Genomic DNA, 23095 nt, shown 5'->3' with positions numbered 1-23095 from the left:
CGGTGGCGGTATGAATCGCTCGCTCACCGCCGTCTTCTCCGGGCTGGAGGCGCTGCTTGTCGTGGGCATCGGCATTGCGATTCCGCTGCTGCCGCTGACCTTCATGTGGGGGTTCCAGTACGAGCTGCAGGTGGAGTGGCCGGTCTTCTGGCGTGCAGCCGTGGACACGTGGCTGCTGGGCCATGGCGCCGCCATGCGGGCGACGGTCGACCCGGACTTCGCGGCGACGCTCGGCCTGCCCGCCCTCAGCGAGCCGTTCATCCTGTCGCTCGCGCCGCTCGGCTTCGCCCTGCTGACCCTGCTGCTCGGGCAGCGCGCTGGCCGACGTATCGCCGAGACGCCGCACCACCTCCTCGGCCTGGGCGTCGCGGCGGCGACCTTCGCGGTGCTCGCCTTCGCGGCCGTCATGACGTCGCTCCATGAGCTGGCTCGCCCCTCGATCGTGCAGGGCACGATCTTCACGACCCTCGTCTTCGTCGGGGGGCTCGCGATCGGCGCGGGCCTGGCGCGCTACCGCCTCTCGGACTCCCGGCCCAAGGATCTCGTCGATCGCGCCGTGACGTGGCTCACGGACTGGCCGGCAGGGGTGCAGACGGTCGTGTGGGGCGGGCTGCGTGCGGGTGTGGCATCCGTCGCGGCAGTGATGCTGGTCGCTTCCGTGGTCGTGGCGGTGCTCGTGGCGGTGAACTACGGCGAGATCATCGCCCTCTATGAGGCCTCGCAGGGCGGCCCGCTGGGTGTGACGGTGTTGACGGTGGCCCAGCTCGCGTTCGTGCCGAACCTGGTGGTCTGGGCGGCGTCGTGGCTACTCGGCCCGGGGTTCGCGATCGGCACCGGTTCTGCCGTGTCACCGCTCGGCACGACGCTCGGCCCCATCCCGCCCATCCCGGTGCTCGGCGCGGTGCCGACGGGCGACCTCGCCGGGGGCTTCCTGGGCATCCTCGTTCCGGTCATCGTCGGCTTCCTGGTGGGGGTCTTCGTGCGCATGAGGAGCGAGCGGATGCTCGAACTCCCGTCAAGCGTCGCGCTGGGTTCGCTCGCGGGTGTCGTGGCGGGTGCCGTGTTCGCCCTCCTGGCGTGGTGGTCGGGCGGCAGCGGGGGACCTGGCCGCCTCGAACTCATCGGCCCGAACCCGCTTCTCGTCGGGCTGTGTGCCGCCCTCGAGGTCGGCGTCGCGTGCATCCTCGGCCTGCTGGTGGCGGGCAGGCGGGTTGCCCGTTCGGAGTAGGCTTGGCGGGTGCTGAAACTCGTCGTGCTCATCTCCGGCGGCGGTTCGAATCTCCGCTCCCTTCTGGAGGCGTCGGAGGATGCCGAGTTCCCGGCCCGCGTGGTCGCGATCGGTGCCGATCGTGATGCGGATGGGCTCGCGCACGCGGAGGAGTTCGGCATCCCGTCGTTCGCGGTTTCCTTCGCGAACTACCAGGACCGTGACTCCTGGGGTGCCGCCCTGTTGGAGCAGATCCAGCGTTGGGAGCCCGACCTCGTCATCCTGAGCGGGCTCATGCGCCTGCTCCCCGCGGGCGTCGTTGAGGCGCTGTCGCCCAACCTGATCAACACGCATCCGGCGTATCTGCCTGAGTTCCCGGGCGCGCACGGCGTGCGTGACGCGATCGCGGCGGGGGTGACCCAGACGGGGGCGAGTGTCATCGTCGTCGACAACGGGGTCGACAGTGGCCCGATCATCTCGCAGCGCCGCGTGCCCGTGCTGCCCCACGACACCGAATCGACCCTCCACGACCGCATCAAGCTGGTCGAGCGTGAGCTGCTCGTGCAGGCCGTGCTCGACATCGCCAATGGAACCATCGACCTGAAGGAACTCGCCTCATGAGCGGCCCCAGCCACGACGCATCCCTCTACCGCCACCGCGACGCGATCCCCCTGAAGCGAGCGCTCATCTCGGTGAGCGACAAGACGGGCCTGCTCGAGCTCGCGGAGGCGCTCGTCGGCGCTGGCGTGGAGATCGTGTCGACGGGTTCGACTGCGAAGATGATCGCGGATGCCGGTCACCCCGTCACCGAGGTCGCGACCGTCACGGGCTTCCCCGAGGCGCTTGACGGCCGGGTCAAGACGCTGCACCCTTTCGTGCACGCGGCGATCCTCGCGGACCTGCGCCTTGAGTCGCACGAGCGGCAGTTGGCCGAGATGGGCGTCGAGCCGTTCCAGCTCGTCGTCGTGAACCTGTACCCCTTCGTCGAGACCGTCGCATCGGGCGCCGAGGGTGACGCGGTCGTCGAGCAGATCGACATCGGCGGACCGGCCATGGTGCGCGCCGCCGCAAAGAACCACGCGAACGTCGCGATCGCGGTCTCGCCCGAGAGCTACGCCCAGATCATCAAGGCGGCGACCCTCGGCGGCACGACCCTCGCGCAGCGCCAGCGGCTCGCGGGCGAGGCCTTCGCCCACACCGCGGCCTACGACACGGCCGTCGCCGAGTGGATGGCCGGCAACGTGGGCGTGCGCGCCGAGCATGAAGCGAAGAAGCAGGATGCCGCGGCATCCGTCAGCCTCAGCGCGACCCTAAAGCAGCAGCTCCGTTACGGCGAGAACTCGCACCAGCAGGCCGCCCTCTACGTCGAGGAGCAGGGCCACGGCATCGCGCAGGCCACGCAGCTGCACGGCAAGGAGATGTCGTACAACAACTACGTCGACGCGGATGCCGCGCTGCGGGCCGCATTCGACTTCGATGAGCCGGCCGTGGCGATCATCAAGCACGCGAACCCGTGCGGCATCGCGGTGGCGCGGGGCGAGGGTGACCCCATCGCGTCGGCGCACGCTCGGGCGCACGACTGCGACCCCGTCTCAGCGTTCGGCGGCGTCATCGCCGCCAACCGCGTCATCACCAGGGCCGCCGCGATCTCGATCAAGGACATCTTCACCGAGGTTGTCGTCGCTCCCGGCTTCGAGCCCGACGCCCTCACGGTGCTCAAGACGAAGAAGAACCTCCGCCTCCTGGAACTTCCCGCCGACTTCGCACGTGCCGAGCGCGAGATTCGGCAGATCTCCGGCGGACTGCTCGTGCAGTCCCCCGACACCTACGACGACTTCAGCACCGACAACTGGCAGCTCGTCACCGGCGAAGCAGCGGATGACGCGACCCTCGCCGACCTCGCCTTCGCCTGGCGCGCCGTGCGGGCCGTGAAGTCGAATGCGATCCTGCTGGCGAAGGACGGGGCATCCGTCGGCGTCGGCATGGGGCAGGTCAACCGCGTCGACTCCTGCCACCTCGCGGTGAACAGGGCGGGCGATCGCGCAGCGGGCAGTGTCGCGGCATCCGATGCCTTCTTCCCCTTCGCCGACGGCCTCGAGGTGCTGACCAAGGGCGGCGTGCGAGCGATCGTGCAGCCAGGCGGCTCGGTGCGCGACGAGGAGGTCATCGCGGCGGCGCAGCGTGCCAGTGTGACGATGTACTTCACGGGCGAGCGCCACTTCTTCCACTGACGCACCCGCCAACCACAACGCCGCGGTGTTTCCTGTTCGGCGCTGCCGTTTTTCCGGCCGCGCCGCACAAAAAACGCCGCGCCGTCGTGACGGGGGTACCGTCGGGGCATGAGCTCGTCCCGCACCCCGGTGGTCGTCGTCGCCCCGGACTCGTTCAAGGGGAGCGTCTCTGCCGCTGAGGCGGCAGCGGCGATGGCGCGGGGGGTGCGCGCGGTGTTGCCCGACGCCGAGGTGGTCGAGCTCCCGCTTGCCGACGGCGGCGAGGGCACGCTCGATGCCATCCTCGCCGTGTGGGACGAGCATCCGCTCACGGCCGACGTCGTGGATGCGATCGGGCGGCCGCGCGCGGGCCGCTATGGCATGTCGTCAGATCGCAAGACGGCCGTCATCGAGGCGGCGGAGGGCAATGGCCTGCCGCACGTGAACGATGTGGAACTGCAACCCCTTCGTGCGGACAGCTACGGCGTCGGCCTGCTCGCGGCTGAGGCTTTGGATGCCGGAGCCGCCGACATCCTGCTGTGCATCGGTGGGTCCGCGAGCAACGATGGGGGCACCGGTCTCATGCGGGCCCTCGGTGTGCGATTCCTCGACGCGAAGGGTGACGAGGTCGCGCCGGGCGGGGCCGGGCTGGGCGAGATCCGCTCGGTCGATGCCTCTGGCCTGCATCCGCTCGCCGCCCGCACCTACTGGCGCGTGGCCGTCGACGTGGACAACCCGCTCGTCGGCCCGCGCGGGGCGGCGGCGACCTTCGGGCCGCAGAAGGGCGCGACGCCGGATGACGTTGCCGTGATCGATGCGGGGCTCGAGAATCTCGCCAGCGTGCTCGCACAGGCGACGGATGCTGACGCCGAGCGCTATCTCGCCGGGCGCGGGTTCGGTGCGGCGGGAGGGCTGCCACTCGCGCTCGTCGCGCTCGTCGGCGCCGAGCTCGTCTCCGGCGCGGAGCTCGTGGGCGACGCCGTCGGCCTGCGGGAGGCCCTGGCCCGAGCTGATGTCGTGCTGACGGGGGAGGGCAGGCTCGACGAGCAGTCGCTCGGGGGCAAGGTCGTCGATGCCGTGCGCCGCGGCGCCCCCGCGCGGGTGCCCGTCGTGGTAATCGCCGGCGCTGTGCAGCTCTCGGCGGCCCGGTGCCGCGAGGAGGGGATCACGGCCGCCCTCTCGATCGCGCCCGGCGCGAGCACGCTCGACGAGCTCGTCGCCGGCGCGGCCGGTCTTCTTGAGGATGCGGCAGCCCATGTGTGCGCCGCCCTCAACTTCAGCACCGACACCCCCCGATCCCTCGGAAAGTAAAGGAGCTTTTCATGATCGATCTCCTCATCCTCCTCGTCCTCGTGGTGGGGATCGTGCTGGTGACGGCGCGCTGGAAGATCTCCCCGTTCCTCGCCCTCCTGGGGGCCGCGCTGATCGGGGCCTTCGCGTTCCGGCTTCCGCTGGAGGAGATCATCCCGACGATCACGACGTCGTTCGGCAACACGATGGGCAACATCGGCCTCGTGATCCTCTTCGGCACGATGATCGGCGTGATCCTCGAGCGTTCGGGCGGTGCCATCGCGATGGCGGATGCCCTCATCAGAGTCCTGGGCACACGCTTCCCGACCCTCACGATGAGCATCATCGGCTACATCGTTTCGATCCCGGTCTTCTGCGACTCTGGCTTCGTCATCCTGAACTCCCTCAAGAAGGCGATGGCGGAGCGCGCGAAGGTCTCGCTCGTCGCCATGTCGATCGCCCTCATGACGGGCCTTTACGCGACCCACACCATGGTGCCGCCGACTCCCGGGCCGCTCGCGGCCGCGGCCAACCTCGAGGTCACCGACAGCCTGGGCCTGCTCATCGGGCTCGGGCTCGCGGTCGCCGCCTTCTCGGCGGGGGCTGCCCTGCTCTTCGCCAACACCTTCCTCAAGAAGGATGTCGAGCTCCTGCCGGTGCCCGACGAGGAGGTCGAGGTCAGCTACGAGGAGCTCAAGGCCAACTACGGCAAGCTCCCGAGCGGCTTCATGGCCTTCTTGCCCATCCTCCTGCCCATCGTGCTGATCTGTCTCGCCTCGATCGCGAAGCTGCCGGGCGAGCCGTTCGGTGACGGCTGGTTCGCGATGACCGTCAACTTCCTCGGCACCCCGGTCATCGCCCTCGCGCTGGGACTCATCGCGGCCGTCTTCCTGCTCCGTGGCAAGGGAAAGCTCGAATCGTTCAACAAGAACATCTCGGACTCGATCCTCATCGCGGCGCCCATCCTCCTCATCACGTCGGCGGGCGCCGCCTTCGGCGGAGTGCTCGGCAAGAGCAGCATCACCGACTTCCTCTCGGAGAACCTGGCGTCACTCGGCCTCGGCATCGCCGTGCCCTTCATCATCTCCGCGGCGCTCAAGACGGCGCAGGGCTCCTCGACGGTCGCGATGGTCACCACCTCGGCCATGCTGCTGCCGCTGCTGGAACCGCTCGGCCTGGCGTCGGGCGCTGGCCCCGTGCTCGCCGTCCTCGCGATCGGCGCTGGCGCGATGGTCGTCTCCCACGCCAACGACTCGTACTTCTGGGTCGTCTCGCAGTTCAGCCGCATCCCCACGGCGACGGCATATCGCACCCTCACTCCGGCGACCGCGATCCAGGGTGTCGCGGGCTTCGTCGCGGTGTGGTTGCTGAGCCTGTTCCTCGTGTAGCCCGACCCGCTTGCGGCGGGTACCGACCGCTCTGTACGCTGGATCCCCGTTTGTGCGCCGATCCGCACGGCGATCCTAGAAACGAGTCCCCGTGTTCTCCCCGGACATCGCGGCGCCCACAAAGCGCCCGTCTACTGCCCGCGCCATCCTGCGCATCCTGCCCTGGGTTCGCCCTGCCCTCCCGCGCATCGCGATGGGCGCGGTCGCGGCGCTCGTGGGCGCGGTCGTCTCGCTGCTGATCCCGCAGGTGCTGCGCTCGCTCGTCGACGGGCCGCTCGCTGAGGGCGAGGTCTCCGGGCTGTGGTGGGCGGTCGGGGCCGTGCTCGCGCTGGGAGCGCTTGAGGCGGGGATGATCTGGCTTCGCCGCTGGTTCGTGCTCGTGCCGGGCACCCATGTCGAGGCACGGATGCGCGACGACTTCTATGCGCGCTTGCAAGACCTGCCCGTGGCCTTCCACGACCGCTGGCCGAGCGGGCAGCTGCTCTCGCGCATGTCGACCGACCTGGGGCTCATCCGTCGCTGGCTCTCCTTCGGCATCGTGCTGCTGGTCGTCAACATCGTGACGGTCGTGATCGGCTTCGTGCTGCTGCTGAACCTCAGCTGGCAGCTCGGGCTGCTTTTCGTTATCTGCTCGATCCCGCTCTGGATCTACACCTTCGCCTTCGAGAACAGGTACTCGCGGGTGGCGCGCCTCAGCCAGGATCAGGCCGGCGACCTGGCGACGACTGTCGAGGAATCGGTGCACGGCATCCGCGTCCTGAAGGCTTTCGGGCGCGGTCGGCACGCGCTGGAGAACTTCACGAAGCAGGCGGAGGAGCTGCGAGGCACCGAGATCGAGAAGGCCCGCGCGATCGCCGGCATCTGGCTGTGGCTCCTGCTGGTTCCGGATGTCACGTTCGCGCTGTCGCTCCTCGCCGGCGTGTTCCTCGCGGTGAACGGCGACCTCTCGGTCGGCGGGCTCGTCGCGTTCTTCGCGACCGCGGCGGTGCTGCGCTGGCCGGTCGAGTCGATCGGGTTCCTGCTCTCGATGACCTTCGACACCCGCACCGCGGTTGATCGCTACTTCGAGGTGATGGACGAGGTGAACCCCATCGTCGACCCCGAGCATCCCTCGTCGGCAGCTCGTGGTGAGGGCAGACTCGTGTTCGAGGATGCGCACTTCCGCTACCAGGATGCCCACCCAGATTCGCGCGACATCGTTGACGGGGTGAGCCTCGAGCTGCAGCCGGGCGAGACCATGGCGCTCGTCGGGTTGACGGGCTGCGGCAAGTCGACGCTGACGGCGCTGACGACCCGGCTCTACGACCTCACCGGGGGGCGCATCGTGCTCGACGGCGTCGACATCCGCGACCTGAGTCGCGAGCAGTTGCGCGAGCGCGTCGCGATGGGCTTCGAGGAGGCGATTCTCTTCTCGGCGAGCGTTCGCGAGAACGTGCTGCTGGGAAACCCGGATGCCTCAGAGGAGGAGCTGCGCGAGGCCCTCGACATCGCGCAGGCAGACTTCGTCTCCGCGCTGCCCGACGGGCTCGACACCACGGTCGGCGAGGAGGGCATGAGCCTCTCTGGTGGACAGCGTCAGCGCCTGGCCCTCGCCCGTGCCGTCGGGGCGAGGCCCGACGTGCTCGTGCTCGACGACCCGCTCTCGGCCCTCGATGTCGACACGGAGGCGGCCGTCGAGGCTGGCCTCCGCCGCGTCCTCGCGGCGACGACCGCGCTCATCGTGGCGCACCGCCCCTCGACCGTGCAGCTTGCCGACCGGGTCGCGCTCATGCGTGACGGCCGCATCGACGATGTCGGCACCCACTCCGAGCTGTTGGCCCGTAACGAGCACTATCGCTTCGTGATCTCGTCCCTGGAGGTGGAGCAGTGAGCACGCTCGGTGTCGAGGAGGAGCGCGACGATTTCTCACGCGAGGAGAACAAGCTGCTGCAGGGTCGCTCCGTGCGCCTGCTGGGCTCGCTCGTGCGCCCGCTCTCGAAGACGCTCACGCTGACCGCTGCCGTCATCCTCGTGAGCACGATCGCGCAGGTCGCGGGCCCCGGCCTCATCGCGATCGGCATCGACCGCGGGCTTCCCGCAGCACTCGAGGGTGACTGGCTGCCACTCGGCGTCACGGTCGGCATCTACGTCGTCACGGGCATCCTGGGCGCCGTGTTGGTCGCCTGGTACACGATCCTCACGGCGAGGCTCGCGCAGTCGATGCTGCTCGACCTCCGCAAGCGCGTGTTCCTGCACACGCAGCGCTTGAGCCTCGAGTTCCACGAGAGCTACACCTCTGGCCGCATCATCTCCCGCCAGACGAGCGATCTCGAGTCGATTAAGGAACTGCTCGGCAATGGGCTGAACCAGCTCGTGCAGGGCGGCCTCTACATGGTCTTCATCGCGATCGCGCTGCTCATCGTCGACTGGGTGAGCGGACTCATCCTGTTGCTGTCGCTCGTGCCGCTCGCGGTGCTGACCCGCTGGTTCCAGGTGAATTCGCGACGGATGTTCCGGCGCACGCGCGTCTCCTCGGCCCGCATGATCGTGAAGTTCGTCGAGACCATGACCGGTATCCGCGCGGTGCAGGCCTTCCGCCGGGAGCGTCGCAATGAGCGCGAATTCGGCGACCTCGTCGAGGACAACCGGGATGCCAATGCCCGCGTCATCCAGCTGTTCGGCACCTACGAGCCCGTGCTCATCCTGATCGGCAACGTGACGCTCGGCGTCGTGCTGCTCGTGGGCGGCTTGCGGGTGGCCGACGGCTCGCTGCCGATCGGCGTGCTCCTTGCGGCGCTGCTCTACACCCGCAACTTCTTCGCGCCTGCGGAGGAGATGGCGATGTTCTACAACTCCTACCAGTCGGCGGTAGCCGCGCTCGAGAAGATCTCGGGCGTGCTCGAGGAACTCCCGAGCGTGCCTGATCCGGCGTCGCCCAAGGACCTACGCGAGGCGAAGGGGGCCGTGCGCTTCGACGGGGTGGCCTTCGCGTACGCGCCCGAGCGCGTCATCCTGCCGGAGTTCACGCTCGACATCCCCGCGGGGCAGACGATCGCCCTCGTCGGCACGACGGGTGCGGGCAAGTCGACGCTCGCGAAGCTCATCTCGCGGTTCTATGACCCGAGCGAGGGCGCCGTGACCCTCGACGGCGTCGACCTGCGCGAGCTCCACCCGAAGGACCTGCGCCGCGCGATCGTCATGGTCACGCAGGAGGCCTACCTCTTCAGCGGCACGGTCGCCGACAACATCGCGCTGGGGCGCCCGGGGGCGACGCTCGCCGAGATCCAGGATGCCGCGAGGGCGGTGGGTGCCCACGACTTCATCTGTGCGCTTCCCGACGGTTACGGCACCGACGTCAACAAGCGGGGTGGCAGGGTCTCGGCAGGGCAGCGGCAGTTGCTGTCGTTCGCCCGGGCGTTCCTCGCCGACCCGGCCGTGCTCATCCTTGACGAGGCGACGGCGTCGCTCGACATCCCGAGCGAACGGCTTGTGCAGCGAGGCCTGCAGACGCTCCTCGCCGACCGTACGGCCGTCATCATCGCCCACCGGCTCTCGACCGTCGAGATCGCCGACCGGGTGCTCGTCATGGAACACGGGCGCATCGTCGAGGACGGTGCGCCGGCCGAGCTCATCGCAGGCGATGGCCGCTTCTCGCGAATGCATGCGGCGTGGCGGGAGTCGCTCGTCTGACCCCGGCGGTTGCGGGCTCCTGCTGCGTCCCGCCTGGGAATAGGCTCTCGAGTATGGCGTACCCCTCACCGCACCTGTCCATCTCTCGGCGCGTCCTCGGCGCGTTGGCGACGGGGGCGTCGATCGCGCTGCTCGCCCACGTCACGACCGTCTTCGCGTTCTTCGTTTCGGCGGGTGCCAACCCGGAGACCTTTGCGAGCCTCGCCCGCTACTTCCAGAACGGCACGCTGCTCACCTTCGTGCTCCTGAGCCTCGCGGCCGCGCTCGAGGCATTCCGCCGCTGGTACGTCGCACTTCCCGTCGGGCTCGCTGTCGCGATCGTCTCCTCCTACCTCGGCACGTTGCTTGCGGTCCTGGGTGAGGGCGCGGCGCTCGACAGCGATACGACTGACTACCTCGCGGCCTCGCTGATCGGGCCGAACCTCGTCTTCATCGTGGCCTGCGGCATCTTCGCGGCGACCGTCGGGGTGGCAGTCTGGCGGGTGATCGCCGGCGCACCCGGCCAGGACTCCGAGCGCCGCATCGCACTCGTGCGCCTCCCCGCGAGCACGCTCGCCGACGGCGAGGTGACACACATCGAGCGCAGCGCGGTCGACCCGGAGCGGGCCGACCGCCAATGGGAGTCCTATGTCGGGGTCCTCGCCGAGCACGGCTGGGACGTCATGGAGGTGCCTGTCGCGGAGGGCCTCGCCGATTCGGTGTTCGTCGAAGACACCGTCATGACCTTCGATGACACGGCGGTCATCGGCATCGCTGGCACGGAGTCGCGCAGGGGCGAGGCAGAGGCGGTTGAAGTGATCGTTCGGGGCCTGCGCCTCCACGTGGAGCACATCGAGGCGCCGGGCACCCTCGAGGGCGGCGACGTGCTGACGGTGGGACGCACGGTCTACGTGGGCAGTAGCGGGCGTACGAATGCCGAGGGCATCCGCCAACTCCGTCGCATCGTGCAGCCGCTCGGCTTCGAGGTCGTCGCGGTGCCAGTGACGAAGGTGCTCCACCTCAAGACGGCGGTCTCGGCGCTGCCGGATGGCACGGTCATCGGATACGCACCGAACGTCGACGAGCCCTCGCTGTTCCACCGCTTCCTGTCCGTGCCGGAGGCGGAGGGCTCCGCGGTCGTTCCCCTCGACGACGCGACCGTCCTGGTCTCGAGTGCCGCCCCCGGCACTGCGGCGCTCATCGAGAGCCTCGGCTACACGGTCGTGACAGCCGAGATCTCGGAGTTCGAGAAGCTCGAGGGCGGCGTGACGTGCCTGTCCGCGCGCATCCGCTGAGGGTCGGATGCCTCGGGGCTAGTCGAGGATCAGGGCGTCGAAGTCCGGCACCTGCTTGAGCACGAGGTACTTCACGGCGTCGTTGGCGAGCCGGGTGGCCGCGGGCACATCGAACTCTGTCGTGTATCGCGGCAGCACGGCGCCCGAGCGTTCGTTCCATTGCGTCTCGGCGTAGCTCGTCATGATCGCACGCACCTCGGCGGGGTTCTCTGCCGCGTAGTCGATCGACTTGGCGAGCGCGGCCCTGAAGCGTTCGAGCAGCTCCGAGCGGTCGCTGGCGAAGGATGTCGAGGTGAAGTAGGCGTTGACGTCGAGCGCCGGGTCGAACTCTGAGTAGACGTAGCTGAGCACGCGCTTGTCGCCGTTGAGCGCCCGCGTCAGGTATGGCTCGACGAGGAAAGCCGCTTCGATCGTGCCGTCGTCGAGCGCCGATGAGGCGTCCTGGAACGGCACCTCCTTCCACTGCACCGTGTAGGAGAAGCCTGCCGTGGCGTCCATGATCGAGCGCAGGACGGTGTTGTTGGTGTCGCCCGTGCTGTTGCTTCCCACGAAGGCACCCTCGAGGTCGCTCAACTGTTGGGCTGGCGAGTCCTCCTTGACGACGAGCGCCCCGAAGTCGGAGGCGGTGTCGCCGGATGCCGAACCCGCCGGGGCGAGCAGGCGCAGTTCCGAGCCGTCCTCGTTCGCCGCCATGAGCGTCAGCATGTCGCTGACGGCGATGTCGTAGGTGCCGTCGACGACGGGGTCGATCATCTTGGCGGTGCCGGATGCGAGCGAGGCGATGCGCAGGTGGATGCCCTCGTCGGCGAAGAATCCCTTCTCCTGCCCGAGGAAGAGCGGCGCGCTCTCGATACTGGGGAGCGCGCCGACCGTGAGCTCGACCGAGCCATTGTTCGCGGTCGCTCCCGGCGCGCAGCCCGCGAGGGCGACGACCGCCGAGGCGGCGAGGAGGGCGAGCGAGTGGCGCAGGACAGGCTTCGTCATTGAGAGCTCCCATTGTGCGTTGGCTGCAACTCGGCAAGCCTGACATACGCTCATTCTTGTGAGAATGACCTAAAAGGGGGGGTCAGGGAGCGTGGCGGGCCGCTCCCAGGTCCACGCGGAACGTGCCGTCGGCGAGCCAGCGGAGGGGCGTTCCCTCCTCGCGATAGTGCTCGAGCGCGCGGTCCTCCTTGCCCATCGGTGCCAGGCCGCCCGCGCGGATGACCCGCCACCAGGGCAGGTCGCTGCCGCTCGTCGCCAGGATGTTGCCCACGACACGCGCTCCTCGTGAGGCGAGAACGGATGCGACATCGCCGTAGGTCATGACGCGTCCCGGCGGGATCGCCGCGACGATGCCGAGCACGTGCGTCGCGAACTCGTCGTCCGGGTGAGGAGCCGACTCGGGCATCAGGTCTCGATGGCGCCGATCTTCTCGCCGTACTGGGTCTCGCCGATGACCTTGAAGCCGACGTGCAGGAAGAAGTCCTCCGGACCTTCGTCGCCCGACTCCCAGATCACGGTGATGCGGTCAAAGCCGCGGCGCCGCGCCTCATCCGTGGCCTGTTCGACGAGGAAGCGACCCACGCCGCCACCCTGGGCATCCGCGGCGACGTTCATGCGCCAGATGCAACTCCGGAACTCCTCCTCCAGCGCATCCTCGTCGAAGTTCGCGAGCACGAAGCCGACGACCTCGTCGTCAGCGTCGAGCACCACGCGCGACCAGGTCGTGCTGGGGTTGAGGAAGGGGTCGGCCATCGCATAGGTGACCGGCGCAATGAACTGCTCCTGGCCCGGCTTCAGGCTCAGCCCGTTCGCCGCGGCGGCGTTGGCAGCGGATAGCTCTTCAAGTCTGAGTTCGCCCATGCACTTCAGGCTAACCCGCCCCGTGCGGAACGGACAGCGGTATGTTCACCCTCGCCGGCATTCGTGAGATTGTGTCCTGCACGTTCCCTCATCCCGAAACCTGGAGGTTCAATGAAGATCACCGGAGCAGTCCTGGAGGAGATCGGCAGGGCCCGTCCCTATGCGGACTCGCGGCCCATCGCCGTGCAGGAGCTGGAACTCGATGCACCTGGCGCGGGCGAGATCCTCGTGCGCATCGAGGCTGCCGGGCTGTGCCACTCCGACCTCTCGGTGGTCGACGGCAACCGCGTGCGGCCTGTTCCCATGCTGCTCGGGCATGAGGCGGCTGGCCGCGTCGAACAGCTCGGCGAGGGTGTGAGCGATGTGCAGGTCGGGCAGCGGGTCGTCATGACCTTCCTGCCCCGCTGCGGCGAGTGCGCGGGATGCCGCACCGATGGTCGCCTGCCCTGCGAGGTCGGCACGAAGGCCAACAATGCGGGCGAACTCGTGGGGGGCGAGCGCCGCCTGCATCGCGACGGGCACGACGTGCACCACCACCTGGGAGTCTCGGGCTTCGCGACGCATGCGGTCGTCAACCGCAACTCCGTCGTGCCCGTCGATGATGATGTGCCGGCGGATGTCGCGGCTGTGCTCGGATGCGCCGTGCTGACCGGCGGGGGCGCCGTGATCAACGCGGGCCATCCGGCCGAGGGTGACACGATCATCGTGGTCGGCCTCGGGGGCGTCGGAATGGCGGCCGTGCTCACGGCGGTATCGCTCGGCCACGAGGTCATCGGCGTCGACGCCGTGCAGGAGAAGCTCGATCGGGCGCTCGAGCTCGGCGCTGCGGCAGTGTATTCGCCGTCCGAGCTCGCGGAGTCTGGCGTCCGCGCGCCCGTCGTGATCGAGGCCGCAGGCAATGCGCGCGCCTTCGAGACCGCGATCGCCGCGACCGCTCCGGGCGGCACGACCGTGACAGTGGGGCTTCCGGCGCCGAGTGCCACCGCATCCGTCTCCCCGCTCGGCCTCGTGGCCGAGGCGCGCACGATCGTTGGGAGCTACCTCGGTTCCGCGGTACCCGAGCGCGACATCCCGCGCTATGCCCAGCTGTGGCGCGAGGGCAAGTTGCCGGTCGAGAAGCTCATCTCCTCCCGCATCAGCCTTGAGGAGGTGAACGCGGGAATGGATGCGCTGGCCGACGGGAGCGCGATCCGCCAGGTCATCGTCTTCGGCGAGTAGATAGCCAGAAAGACTGTGCCCCGTGGTTGCAATACATACCGGCCGGTCGGTATTGTCATCACGTGAGCGAAGACGCGACGGGGACGATGACGACCGACAGCAGGGCACTTCCTGGGCTCGACCTTGTTGCCCTTGAGCGCTGGCTCACGACGAACGCGCCCGAGATCCTCGCAGGGGGCACGCTCAGCGCAAGCATCATCGCCGGCGGCCGCAGCAACCTGACCTACGCGATCGACGGGGCCCTCGAGCCTCTCGTGCTGCGCCGCCCACCGCTTGGCCACGTGCAGAAGACGGCGCACGACATGGCGCGCGAGTTTCGCGTCATCTCCGCGCTCGCGGGGTCGGCCGTGCCCGTGCCGCGCACGCTCCTCTTCATCGACGACCCAGCCGCGGGCGTCGAGATGCCCTGCTACCTCATGGAGCGGGTCGAGGGCCGGGCGCTCAAATCGCGTGCCGACAACGCCGACTTCTCGAGCGAGCAGTTGGTGCGCCTCAGTCACGAGCTGGCGACGGTGCTCGCGAACCTGCACACGATCGACCCGGCGGAGGTGGGCCTCGCAGATTTCGGCAAGGCAGAGGGCTTCCTTGTGCGTCAGGTCGACCGGTGGGGCCGCCAGTACGAGGGATCGCGCAATCGTGACCTGCCCGAGCTCGACGCGCTCCAGCGCGAGCTTGCCGAGCGAGTTCCCGAGGCTCGCTACTCGTCGATCGTGCACGGTGACTTCCGTCTCGACAACGCGCTGGTCGCTGTCGACGAGTCGGGCGAGCCGCACATCCAGGCGGTGCTCGACTGGGAGATGGCCACACTGGGCGACTCGCTCACCGACCTCGGACTCTTCGGCCTCTACTGGAACATCAACTCCTTCGAGGGCATGCCCCCGGATTCCGTGGCCACCTCGGTCGCACCGGGTGAGGGGTACCCCTCGTTCGAGGAGCTCGTGGAGGTCTACTCAAAGGCCGCCGGCATCGAGGTGCCCGACATGTCGTGGTACCTGGCGTTCGCCGCGTTCAAGCTCGCGGTCATTGTCGAAGGAATCCACTACCGATACCAGGCAGGCCAGACCGTGGGGGAGGGCTTCGAGCGTATGGGCTCGATCGTGACGCCTCTCGCGCGTGCTGGCCGCCGCTACCTCACAGGAGAGGCGTGACGATGCATTTCGAATACGACGAGACGACGAAGGACTACATCGCCAGGGTCGAGAAGTTCATGGCCGAGGCGATCTACCCGGCGGAGTCCGTGCTCGAGGAGCAGCTCGCCGCGAACCCCGAGCGGTGGTCGGCCGCGCCCATCGTCGCCGAGCTTCGCGCTGAGGCGCGCAGCCGCGACCTGTGGAACATGTTCCTCCCCGCATCCGCCGGCAGCAGCGATGGCGGCGCCGGACTGACGAACCTCCAGTACGCGCCGATCTGCGAGATCCTCGGCCGCAGCCCCAAGCTCGGCCCCGCGGCCACCAACTGTGCCGCCCCCGACACGGGCAACATGGAGATCCTGCGCGAGTTCGGCACACCCGAGCAGAAGGAGCAGTGGCTGAAGCCCCTCCTGGGCGCGGAGATCCGGTCGGCGTTCTGCATGACGGAGCCGGATGTCGCGTCCTCCGACGCCACCAACATCGCCACGAGCATCCGCCGCGAGGGTGACGAGTACGTCATCAACGGCCGCAAGTGGTGGTCGACGGGCGCCATGAACCCGGATGCCGCGATCTTCATTGTCATGGGCAAGACCGACCCCGAGGCCGAGCGCCACCGCCAGCAGAGCATGGTGCTCGTGCCCCGCGACACCCCCGGCGTCACGGTCGTGCGTGCGCTGACCTACTTCGGCTTCGACGACCGCGACCACGGAGGTCACGCCGAGGTGCTCTTCGAGGATGTGCGCGTGCCCGTCACAAACATCCTCAAGGGCGAGGGCGAGGGCTTCGCGATCGCCCAGGCCCGCCTCGGCCCCGGCCGCATCCACCACTGCATGCGGGCGATCGGCCTCGCCGAGCGCGCCCTCGACCTCGCACGGGAGCGTGCCAACAGCCGCACCGCCTTCCACCGCACGCTGGCGGAGCAGGGCGTCATCCGCGAGTGGATGGCCGAGGCCCGCATCGCGATCGAGGCCAACCGCCTCCTCGTGCTCAAGACCGCCTGGCTCATGGACACGGTCGGCAACCGCGCGGCCCACGCCGAGATTCAGGCCATCAAGGTCTCGGTGCCTCGGATGCTCGAGACCATCGTCGACCGCACCATCCAGATCTTCGGCGCCGCCGGTGGTTCGCAGGACTTCCCGCTCGCCGAGATGTACGCCACCGCCCGCGCGCTCCGCATCGCCGACGGCCCCGACGAGGTGCACCTGAGTGCGCTCGGCAAGGCCGAACTGCGACGCACCCACTGACACCCAAAGCACCCGAACGAAGGAGATCATCCGAATGACTGAAACGCGTACCGCGATCGTGACCGGCTCCGGCCGGGGCATCGGGGCAGCCGTCGCGCTGCGCCTTGCCAAGGACGGCCACAAGGTGGCGGTCATCGACCTGCGTGAAGAAGACACCACCGCGACCGTCGAGGCCATCAACGCGGCCGGCGGCCGGGCCGCCGGCATCGGCGCCGACGTCTCCAACTCCGAGCACGTCGCGGCGGCCGTCGCGCGCGTCACGGAGGAGCTGGGCGCTCCGACGATCCTCGTCAACAACGCCGGCATCCTTCGCGACAACCTCCTCTTCAAGATGAGCGACGGCGACTGGGACGCCGTCATGAACGTGCACCTTCGCGGTTCCTTCCTCATGTCCCGCGCCGTGCAGGCGCACCAGGTCGAGCAGAAGTGGGGCCGCATCATCAACCTGTCGAGCACCTCGGCGCTCGGCAACCGCGGCCAGGCCAACTACGCCGCGGCGAAGGCGGGACTCCAGGGCTTCACCAAGACGCTCGCGATCGAGCTGGGTCGCTACAACGTGACCGCCAACGCGATTGCCCCCGGATTCATCGAGACCGACATGACCCGTGCCACAGCTGAGCGTGTCGGCGTGCCCTTCGAGGACTTCATCGCGCACGCCGTCTCGGAGATCCCGGTTGGCCGCAGCGGAAAGCCCGAGGACATCGCGGCCGCAGCATCGTTCTTCGCGAGCGAGGAGGCGTCGTTCGTCTCCGGCCAGGTGCTGTACGTCGCCGGTGGACCGAAGGGCTGAACCATGACTGAATACGCAGACATCGCCGCGGTCGAGGCCGCGGTCGGCAAGGACGAGTTCGTGAGCGACTGGTTCGAGATCACGCAGGAGAGGGTCAACACCTTCGCCGACGCGACCGAGGACCACCAGTGGATCCACGTGGACCCGGAGCGTGCCAAGGCTGGCCCCTTCGGGGCCCCCATCGCACACGGCTTCCTGACCCTCTCATTGCTGCCCTACCTCGCCGACGGCGCGGTGAGCATCAAGAACACCCTCATGGGCGTCAACTACGGCATGAACAAGGTGCGCTTCATCAACCCCGTGGCGGTGGGCAGTCGTATCCGCACGCGCTCGGTCATCGCCGGTGTCGAGCGGGTACCGCAGGGCGCACGTATCACTTCGTCAGTGACCGTCGAGATCGAGGGGGTCGAGAAGCCGGCCGCCATCGCTGAGACCATCGCCCTCCACGTTCTGGCGCAGCCCGCCTGATCCACAGCTCCACCAACCCGACCACAGGAGGTCAAAGATGACCAGTAACAACCCCACAGGGTCTGACACGTCGGCCCTCACTGCGCCCGGCTTCGGCACCCTGTCGGTCGCCGCGATCCTCTCCGACACGGCGCAGCGGTTCCCCGAGCGCACGGCGCTCATCATCGGTGATCACAAGATCAAGTACGGCGACCTCTGGCAGCAGACGCTCGCCTACGCTGGAGCCCTGCGCGCCCGTGGCGTGAAGCGCGGCGACCGCGTCGCCATGCTCGTGCCAAATGTGCCCGACTTCGCCCGCGTGTACTACGCGGTGCTGTCGCTCGGCGCCGTTGTCGTGCCGATCCACCTGCTGCTCAAGGCGGAGGAGATCGAGTACGTGCTGCGCGACAGCGGTTCGACCCTCCTCGTCGCGGCGGCACCCATGCTCGCCGAGGGTGGGAAGGGCGCGGCGATGGCCGGCGTTCCGACCATCAGCGTGCTCCTGCCCGACGAGATGGTCGAGCAGGTGCCCGTGCCCCGACTCGAAGACGAGGCGAAGGTGGCAACGCCGCTCCAGCGCTACGAGTCAACCAACCCGCTCGACCCGGCCACGATCCTCTACACGAGCGGAACGACGGGCCGACCGAAGGGTGCTGTCGGTTGCCACATGTCGCTCGTCGAGCAGGTCCACGTGACCCTCATCGACGTGTTCGACGTGCGACAGGACAACGTGCTCTTCGGTGGTCTACCGCTGTTCCACACCTACGGGCAGACCGCGGTGCTCAACACGGCGTTCCGTCGCGGGGCATCCATCATCCTGCTGCCGAAGTTCGACGCGGATGAGGCGCTCGCCCTCATGGTCAAGCACGGCGCCACCTCCTTCGTGGCCGTGCCGACCATGTTCATCGGGCTGCTTGAGGCCGCATCCCGCAACCCCGAGCGCCCGCCGCTGGAGTATGGCATCTCTGGTGGCGCTTCGTTGCCCGTCGCGATCCTCGAGAAGTTCACCGAGGTCTTCGGGGCCCGAGTGCACGAGGGCTACGGACTGACGGAGACCTCGCCGGTCGTGTCGACCAACCACCAGCGTGACGAGCCCATCGCGGGCACCGTTGGACGCGCGATCTGGGGCGTCGACGTCGAGATCGCTGATGCGGACATCGACGATCGCATCGAGTTCCTGGCGCCCGGCGAGCTCGGCGAGATCGTCGTGCGCGGCCACGCCCTCTTCAAGGGATACCTCGGCCGGCCCGAAGCAGACGCCGAGGCCGTGATCGACGGATGGTTCCGCACGGGAGACCTCGGCACCAAGGGTGAAGATGACCGCATCACGATCGTGGACCGCAAGAAAGACATGATCGTGCGCAACGGCTACAACGTCTACCCCACCGAGGTCGAGCAGGTGCTCTCCCGGCTCGAGGGGGTTGCCCAGGTCGCGGTCTTCGGCGTCAAGGACGACCGGCACGGCCAGGAGGTCGCGGCAGCGATCATCCGCACTCCCGGCTCCTCGCTGACGGCGGAGGACGTGACCACCTTCGCGACCGAGCACATGGCGGCCTACAAGTTCCCGCGCAAGATCTACTTCGTCGACGAGCTCCCGCTGGGGCCGAGCGGCAAGGTGCTCAAGCGTGAACTGGCGGCGCACTACGCGCAGCAGGCTGGTGCCCCGGCAGCCGTCTAGGCAACAGACAAGAGAGGGCCCCGACGGTGATGCCGTCGGGGCCCTCTGCTGTCTGCCTCACATCGGCTGTCTGTGTCACATCAGCGCAGGTCCTGTGTCTTGATCTCGCCCGTCTCGGGGTGCAGCGCATCCGTGCCCTCCATCGTGCGGCGACGCACGAGCCTGGACTCGACAAGGAGGAGCACGGCGACGATCGCGACACCGACCACGAACGCCACGAGGGCCGCGGGCACATCGCCGGGCGGCAGCACCTCGCCCTCCTCCGTCTGCCACGGCCAGAGCGCGCGGAGCGAGCCGACCATGAGCCCCGTCATGACGGCGAGGGTGATGCGCCGCCTGTGGTCGAGCAGCCACTGCAAGCCGCTCACGAAGAGGGAGAGGCCGACGATGGCGCCCAGCACGAAGGTGCCCAGGTAGGCGAAGTCGCGGTCATTGACGGCGTCGAGAGTCGGCGCGTACATGCCGACCACGAGCAGCAGGAAGGAACCGGAGACGCCAGGCAGCACGAGGGCGCACACCGCGACCGCGGCGGCGAGGGCCACAAGGATGAGGGGCGGGTCCGTGGGGGCAGCGGCCGGGATGGAGGCGAAGGCGAATGCGATGCCCGCCGCGATCGCAGCTCCGAGCCATTCGACAGCGCGCCATCGGCCCCCGACCATGCGGATGGGCACGATGAGCGAGGTGGCGATGAGTCCCGCGAAGAGTGCACGGGCGAGTTCGGGGTGCTCCTCGATGAGCGGTGCGAGCAGTTTGGCGCCCAGGAAGACGGCGGTGAACATCCCGACCGCGACCGGCAGCACGACGCCCCACTGCACCTGGGAGAGGTGCTCACGGCTTCGTGACTGCCCGCGGCGGCGTACGCCGTCGGCGACCGCGGCGACGACACCGCGCACGAGGTGGCCGGCGGAATCGATGAGCGCGCGGTAGACGCCGATGATGAGCGCGATCGTGCCACCGCTGACACCAGGGATGATCTCTGCGATGCCGATGAGGGCACCCCGCACCACATTGAACAGGGCGGCGAGGGCGCGCGCGAGAGGAGTCGAGGGCATCCCCACAGTCTAGAAGGGCGCCTATGGGAAGATCCGGCGCTTGCCCGGCTAGTCCTCGTTCAACTCAGGGTCGTTGTCGGTGCCGTGCTCGCCGTCGGTCGGGCCCGAGTCCGCGAGTGGCGGGTTCTGCTCGCTGCCGGCCTGCGGCTGGTCGGCCATCTGGTCGATCGGTGCCTCACTGTGTGCCACGTCCCGCGGTGCGGAGTTCGGCGAGTCCGCGTGGCTTCCGCCGCGCTTGCCACTCGTGATGTCGTCTTCGTTGTCCCTGTCAGCCATGACGCCACGGTAAGCCTGTGCGGCGCCAAGCTCACGGTCTCAGAGCGGGTTCCCAGCCGCGACGCTCAGCTTTCGGCAGGATGCTCATGCAGCGACGCGAGCGCCTCGCCGAAAAGCGAGCGCGCCGGCCCGGATGCCGCGGTCGAGCCGGGCGGGACGCAGTACGCGTCGGGACGCCGCGGTCGTCAGCGGAGGTTGCGCTCCGCCGCGTCGACCACGTTCTTCAGGAGCATGGCGCGCGTCATGGGCCCGACCCCGCGCGGGTTGGGCGAGAGGAACCCCGCGACCTCAGCCACGCCGGGGTCGACATCGCCAAGGAGCTGGGCCTTGCCCGTCGCCACATTCTCGACGCGGGTGATGCCCACGTCGAGCACCGCCGCGCCCGGCGTGATCCACTCCGGGCGGATGAGGTGCGCCACGCCAACGGCGGCCACGACGATGTCGGCGCGCTTGACCTCGGCGACGAGGTCTCTCGTCCGAGAGTGCGTGAGTGACACCGTCGCATCCAGCCCCTTGCGGGTCAGGAGGAGGCCAAGCGGGCGGCCCACCGTGAGGCCGCGGCCCACGATCGTGACGTGCTTGCCGCTGATGGGCACCTCGTAGCGCTGCAGCAGTTCGACGATGCCCGCGGGCGTGCAGGGGAGCGGGGAGTCGAGTTCGCCGTCGACCCCGAGCACGAGCCGGCCCAGGTTGGTGGGGTGTAGGCCGTCGGCGTCCTTGGCGGGGTCGATGAGCTCGAGGGCGGCATGCTCGTCCAGGCCCTTCGGGAGGGGCAGTTGCACGATGTACCCCGTGACGGCGGGGTCGTCGTTGAGGTCACGGATGGCCGCCGCGACATCCGCATCGCTCGCGGTGCTCGGCAGGTCGAGGCGGATGGACTCGATGCCGACCTCGGCGCAGTCGCGGTGCTTGCCGGCCACGTAGGAGCGTGAGCCGGGGTCGTCACCGACGAGGAGCGTGCCGAGGCCAGGCGTCACGCCGCGCGCCTTGAGGGCGGCGATGCGGTCTGCCAGCTCTGCCTTGACGAGGGATGCGGTGGCGACGCCGTCGAGGATCGTTGCGGTCATGCCCAGGTGCCGGGGCTCTCGAGGCCCGGGTAGAGCGGGAACTGGCCGGCGAGCGTCTTGACGCGCGCCTGCAGCGACTCAATGTCGGGGTTCGGCATGAGGGCGGCCGCGATGATGTCGGCCACCTCGGTGAACTCCTCATCGCCGAAACCGCGGGTCGCCAGCGCGGGCGTGCCGATGCGCACACCGGAGGGCGTGAGCGGCGGGCGCGGGTCGTTGGGCACCGAGTTGCGGTTCACGGTGATGCCGACGGAGTGCAGGATGTCTTCGGCATCCTTGCCGTGGATGGCCGAGTTGCGCAGGTCGACGAGCACGAGGTGCACATCGGTACCTCCGGTGAGCAGGTCGATACCGGCCGCCTTGGCGTCATCGGCCATGAGGCGCTCGGCGAGGATCTTCGCGCCGCTGACGGTGCGCTGCTGGCGGTCCTTGAACTCGTCCTCGGCCGCGAGCTTGAAGGCGGTCGCCTTCGCCGCGATGACGTGCATGAGGGGGCCGCCCTGCTGGCCGGGGAAGACCGCCGAGTTGATCTTCTTGTGCATCTCGAGGTCGTTCGTGAGGATGAAGCCCGAGCGGGGACCGGCGAGGGTCTTGTGCGCGGTCGAACTGACGACATCCGCGTAGGGCACCGGCGAGGGGTGCAGGCCCGTCGCGACGAGGCCGGCGAAGTGGGCCATGTCGACCCAGAGCTTGGCGCCGACCTCGTCGGCGATCTGGCGGAAGGCGGCGAAGTCGAGCTGGCGCGGGTAGGCCGACCAGCCGGCGATGATGACGGAGGGACGCACCGCGAGGGCCTGCTCGCGCACGATGTCCATGTCGACGCGGGCCGTCTGCGGGTCCACTCCGTAGGAGTTGGCCTTGTAGAGCTTGCCCGAGAAGTTGAGCTTCATGCCGTGGGTGAGATGACCACCGTGGGCGAGCTCGAGGCCCAGGATGTTGTCGCCCGGGTTCGCGAGGGCCATCAGCACAGCCGCGTTGGCCTGCGCACCCGAGTGGGGCTGCACGTTGGCGTAGCCGGCACTGAAGAGGGCCTTGGCGCGGTCGCGGGCGAGGTCCTCAGCGATGTCGACGTACTCGCATCCGCCGTAGTAGCGACGGCCGGGGTAGCCCTCCGCGTACTTGTTGGTGAGCACGGACCCCTGCGCCTCAAGCACGGCGCGCGAGACGAAGTTCTCGCTCGCGATCATCTCAAGGGTGTCACGCTGGCGGCCGAGTTCCTGGCCGAGCACGGCGGCGATCTCGGGGTCGACACTCGACAGCGGATCGGTGAAGGTCGAGGGAAGTTTGTCGTTCACACTGGCTCCTTTGGG

21 protein-coding genes are annotated in these 23095 nt (G+C 68.8%); 14 read left to right on the top strand and 7 right to left on the bottom strand.

Going from position 1 to position 23095, the window contains the following annotated elements; all coding sequences use genetic code 11:
- Positions 1 to 10 precede the first annotated feature (10 nt).
- From FVA74_RS12320 to ddaH, 8 genes are all read left to right on the top strand, one after another.
- Positions 11 to 1228 (top strand): DUF6350 family protein, encoded by a 1218-nt coding sequence (locus tag FVA74_RS12320; RefSeq protein WP_147722783.1) that lies wholly within the window; start codon positions 11 to 13, stop codon positions 1226 to 1228.
- Between the two features lie 9 nt (positions 1229 to 1237).
- On the top strand, positions 1238 to 1828 hold the full coding sequence (gene purN / locus FVA74_RS12315) for a phosphoribosylglycinamide formyltransferase (protein WP_147722782.1): 591 nt from the start codon (positions 1238 to 1240) through the stop codon (positions 1826 to 1828).
- A complete protein-coding gene (purH, locus tag FVA74_RS12310) occupies positions 1825 to 3438 on the top strand; it encodes a bifunctional phosphoribosylaminoimidazolecarboxamide formyltransferase/IMP cyclohydrolase (RefSeq protein WP_147722781.1) in 1614 nt (537 codons plus the stop codon). The genes purN and purH overlap by 4 nt, the downstream gene beginning before the upstream one ends.
- A gap of 108 nt (positions 3439 to 3546) precedes the next feature.
- Entirely contained in the window at positions 3547 to 4728 is a 1182-nt protein-coding gene (locus tag FVA74_RS12305) for a glycerate kinase (protein WP_147722780.1), read from the top strand.
- An 11-nt stretch (positions 4729 to 4739) separates the two neighbouring features.
- A complete protein-coding gene (locus tag FVA74_RS12300; RefSeq protein ID WP_147722779.1) occupies positions 4740 to 6095 on the top strand; it encodes a GntP family permease in 1356 nt (451 codons plus the stop codon).
- Positions 6096 to 6288: 193 nt separating this feature from the next.
- A complete protein-coding gene (locus FVA74_RS12295) occupies positions 6289 to 7965 on the top strand; it encodes an ABC transporter ATP-binding protein (protein ID WP_147723218.1) in 1677 nt (558 codons plus the stop codon).
- Positions 7962 to 9764, top strand: a complete 1803-nt coding sequence (locus FVA74_RS12290; RefSeq protein ID WP_147722778.1) for an ABC transporter ATP-binding protein — start codon at positions 7962 to 7964, stop codon at positions 9762 to 9764. Before FVA74_RS12295 ends, FVA74_RS12290 begins: the two co-directional genes overlap by 4 nt.
- A gap of 53 nt (positions 9765 to 9817) precedes the next feature.
- A complete protein-coding gene (ddaH, locus tag FVA74_RS13840; RefSeq protein ID WP_147722777.1) occupies positions 9818 to 11038 on the top strand; it encodes a dimethylargininase in 1221 nt (406 codons plus the stop codon).
- Positions 11039 to 11056: 18 nt separating this feature from the next.
- On the opposite strand, the gene FVA74_RS12280 is transcribed toward ddaH, so the two are convergent.
- From FVA74_RS12280 to FVA74_RS12270, 3 genes are all read right to left on the bottom strand, one after another.
- Entirely contained in the window at positions 11057 to 12022 is a 966-nt protein-coding gene (locus FVA74_RS12280) for an ABC transporter substrate-binding protein (RefSeq protein WP_168220133.1), read from the bottom strand.
- Positions 12023 to 12104: 82 nt separating this feature from the next.
- Positions 12105 to 12428 carry an MGMT family protein gene (locus FVA74_RS12275; RefSeq protein ID WP_147722775.1) on the bottom strand — a complete coding sequence of 108 codons (324 nt, stop codon included), beginning with the start codon at positions 12426 to 12428 and terminating at the stop codon, positions 12105 to 12107.
- Positions 12428 to 12883, bottom strand: coding sequence for a GNAT family N-acetyltransferase (locus FVA74_RS12270; protein WP_147722774.1), 456 nt, complete (start codon positions 12881 to 12883; stop codon positions 12428 to 12430). Before FVA74_RS12270 ends, FVA74_RS12275 begins: the two co-directional genes overlap by 1 nt.
- A 111-nt stretch (positions 12884 to 12994) precedes the next feature.
- Here FVA74_RS12270 and FVA74_RS12265 point away from each other — a divergent pair, with 111 nt between their 5' ends.
- The 6 genes from FVA74_RS12265 to FVA74_RS12240 all read left to right on the top strand — a co-directional run bounded on the left by FVA74_RS12265 (position 12995) and on the right by FVA74_RS12240 (position 19390).
- The gene (locus FVA74_RS12265) at positions 12995 to 14101 is read left to right on the top strand and encodes an alcohol dehydrogenase catalytic domain-containing protein (RefSeq protein WP_147722773.1); all 1107 of its coding nucleotides are present in this window, start codon (positions 12995 to 12997) and stop codon (positions 14099 to 14101) included.
- Between the two features lie 62 nt (positions 14102 to 14163).
- On the top strand, positions 14164 to 15249 hold the full coding sequence (locus FVA74_RS12260) for a phosphotransferase family protein (protein ID WP_240792237.1): 1086 nt from the start codon (positions 14164 to 14166) through the stop codon (positions 15247 to 15249).
- A 2-nt stretch (positions 15250 to 15251) separates the two neighbouring features.
- Complete coding sequence (locus FVA74_RS12255; RefSeq protein ID WP_147723216.1) at positions 15252 to 16475, top strand: acyl-CoA dehydrogenase family protein; 1224 nt, start codon at positions 15252 to 15254, stop codon at positions 16473 to 16475.
- Between the two features lie 34 nt (positions 16476 to 16509).
- The gene (fabG, locus tag FVA74_RS12250) at positions 16510 to 17265 is read left to right on the top strand and encodes a 3-oxoacyl-ACP reductase FabG (protein ID WP_147722772.1); all 756 of its coding nucleotides are present in this window, start codon (positions 16510 to 16512) and stop codon (positions 17263 to 17265) included.
- 3 nt (positions 17266 to 17268) lie between these two features.
- Positions 17269 to 17733 (top strand): MaoC family dehydratase, encoded by a 465-nt coding sequence (locus FVA74_RS12245; protein ID WP_147722771.1) that lies wholly within the window; start codon positions 17269 to 17271, stop codon positions 17731 to 17733.
- Between the two features lie 37 nt (positions 17734 to 17770).
- On the top strand, positions 17771 to 19390 hold the full coding sequence (locus FVA74_RS12240; protein WP_147722770.1) for an AMP-binding protein: 1620 nt from the start codon (positions 17771 to 17773) through the stop codon (positions 19388 to 19390).
- 80 nt (positions 19391 to 19470) lie between these two features.
- On the opposite strand, the gene FVA74_RS12235 is transcribed toward FVA74_RS12240, so the two are convergent.
- The 4 genes from FVA74_RS12235 to glyA form a co-directional block, all read right to left on the bottom strand.
- On the bottom strand, positions 19471 to 20442 hold the full coding sequence (locus FVA74_RS12235) for a DUF368 domain-containing protein (RefSeq protein WP_147722769.1): 972 nt from the start codon (positions 20440 to 20442) through the stop codon (positions 19471 to 19473).
- A gap of 48 nt (positions 20443 to 20490) precedes the next feature.
- A complete protein-coding gene (locus tag FVA74_RS12230) occupies positions 20491 to 20718 on the bottom strand; it encodes a hypothetical protein (RefSeq protein ID WP_147722768.1) in 228 nt (75 codons plus the stop codon).
- A gap of 185 nt (positions 20719 to 20903) precedes the next feature.
- A complete protein-coding gene (locus tag FVA74_RS12225; protein WP_147722767.1) occupies positions 20904 to 21785 on the bottom strand; it encodes a bifunctional methylenetetrahydrofolate dehydrogenase/methenyltetrahydrofolate cyclohydrolase in 882 nt (293 codons plus the stop codon).
- Positions 21782 to 23080: a serine hydroxymethyltransferase gene (gene glyA, locus FVA74_RS12220; protein WP_304610597.1), complete on the bottom strand. Its 1299-nt coding sequence runs from the start codon at positions 23078 to 23080 to the stop codon at positions 21782 to 21784. The genes FVA74_RS12225 and glyA overlap by 4 nt, the downstream gene beginning before the upstream one ends.
- Between the last annotated feature and the right edge of the window lie 15 nt (positions 23081 to 23095).

The organism is Salinibacterium sp. dk2585, from assembly GCF_008001035.1.
GTDB lineage: Bacteria > Actinomycetota > Actinomycetes > Actinomycetales > Microbacteriaceae > Homoserinimonas.
Note: the sequence above shows the minus strand (reverse complement) of the source record. Positions and strands in the feature narration are given on the sequence as shown.

Coding starts and splice junctions, on each gene's coding strand:
- FVA74_RS12320 (WP_147722783.1), top strand. CDS start 11: ATGAATCGCTCGCTCACCGCCGTCTTCTCCGGGCTGGAGGCGCTGCTT.
- FVA74_RS12230 (WP_147722768.1), bottom strand. CDS start 20,718: ATGGCTGACAGGGACAACGAAGACGACATCACGAGTGGCAAGCGCGGC.
- FVA74_RS12245 (WP_147722771.1), top strand. CDS start 17,269: ATGACTGAATACGCAGACATCGCCGCGGTCGAGGCCGCGGTCGGCAAG.
- FVA74_RS12255 (WP_147723216.1), top strand. CDS start 15,252: ATGCATTTCGAATACGACGAGACGACGAAGGACTACATCGCCAGGGTC.
- FVA74_RS12305 (WP_147722780.1), top strand. CDS start 3,547: ATGAGCTCGTCCCGCACCCCGGTGGTCGTCGTCGCCCCGGACTCGTTC.
- ddaH (WP_147722777.1), top strand. CDS start 9,818: ATGGCGTACCCCTCACCGCACCTGTCCATCTCTCGGCGCGTCCTCGGC.
- FVA74_RS12265 (WP_147722773.1), top strand. CDS start 12,995: ATGAAGATCACCGGAGCAGTCCTGGAGGAGATCGGCAGGGCCCGTCCC.
- FVA74_RS12300 (WP_147722779.1), top strand. CDS start 4,740: ATGATCGATCTCCTCATCCTCCTCGTCCTCGTGGTGGGGATCGTGCTG.
- fabG (WP_147722772.1), top strand. CDS start 16,510: ATGACTGAAACGCGTACCGCGATCGTGACCGGCTCCGGCCGGGGCATC.
- FVA74_RS12235 (WP_147722769.1), bottom strand. CDS start 20,442: ATGCCCTCGACTCCTCTCGCGCGCGCCCTCGCCGCCCTGTTCAATGTG.
- FVA74_RS12240 (WP_147722770.1), top strand. CDS start 17,771: ATGACCAGTAACAACCCCACAGGGTCTGACACGTCGGCCCTCACTGCG.
- FVA74_RS12225 (WP_147722767.1), bottom strand. CDS start 21,785: ATGACCGCAACGATCCTCGACGGCGTCGCCACCGCATCCCTCGTCAAG.
- FVA74_RS12275 (WP_147722775.1), bottom strand. CDS start 12,428: ATGCCCGAGTCGGCTCCTCACCCGGACGACGAGTTCGCGACGCACGTG.
- FVA74_RS12295 (WP_147723218.1), top strand. CDS start 6,289: ATGGGCGCGGTCGCGGCGCTCGTGGGCGCGGTCGTCTCGCTGCTGATC.
- purH (WP_147722781.1), top strand. CDS start 1,825: ATGAGCGGCCCCAGCCACGACGCATCCCTCTACCGCCACCGCGACGCG.
- FVA74_RS12270 (WP_147722774.1), bottom strand. CDS start 12,883: ATGGGCGAACTCAGACTTGAAGAGCTATCCGCTGCCAACGCCGCCGCG.
- FVA74_RS12280 (WP_168220133.1), bottom strand. CDS start 12,022: ATGACGAAGCCTGTCCTGCGCCACTCGCTCGCCCTCCTCGCCGCCTCG.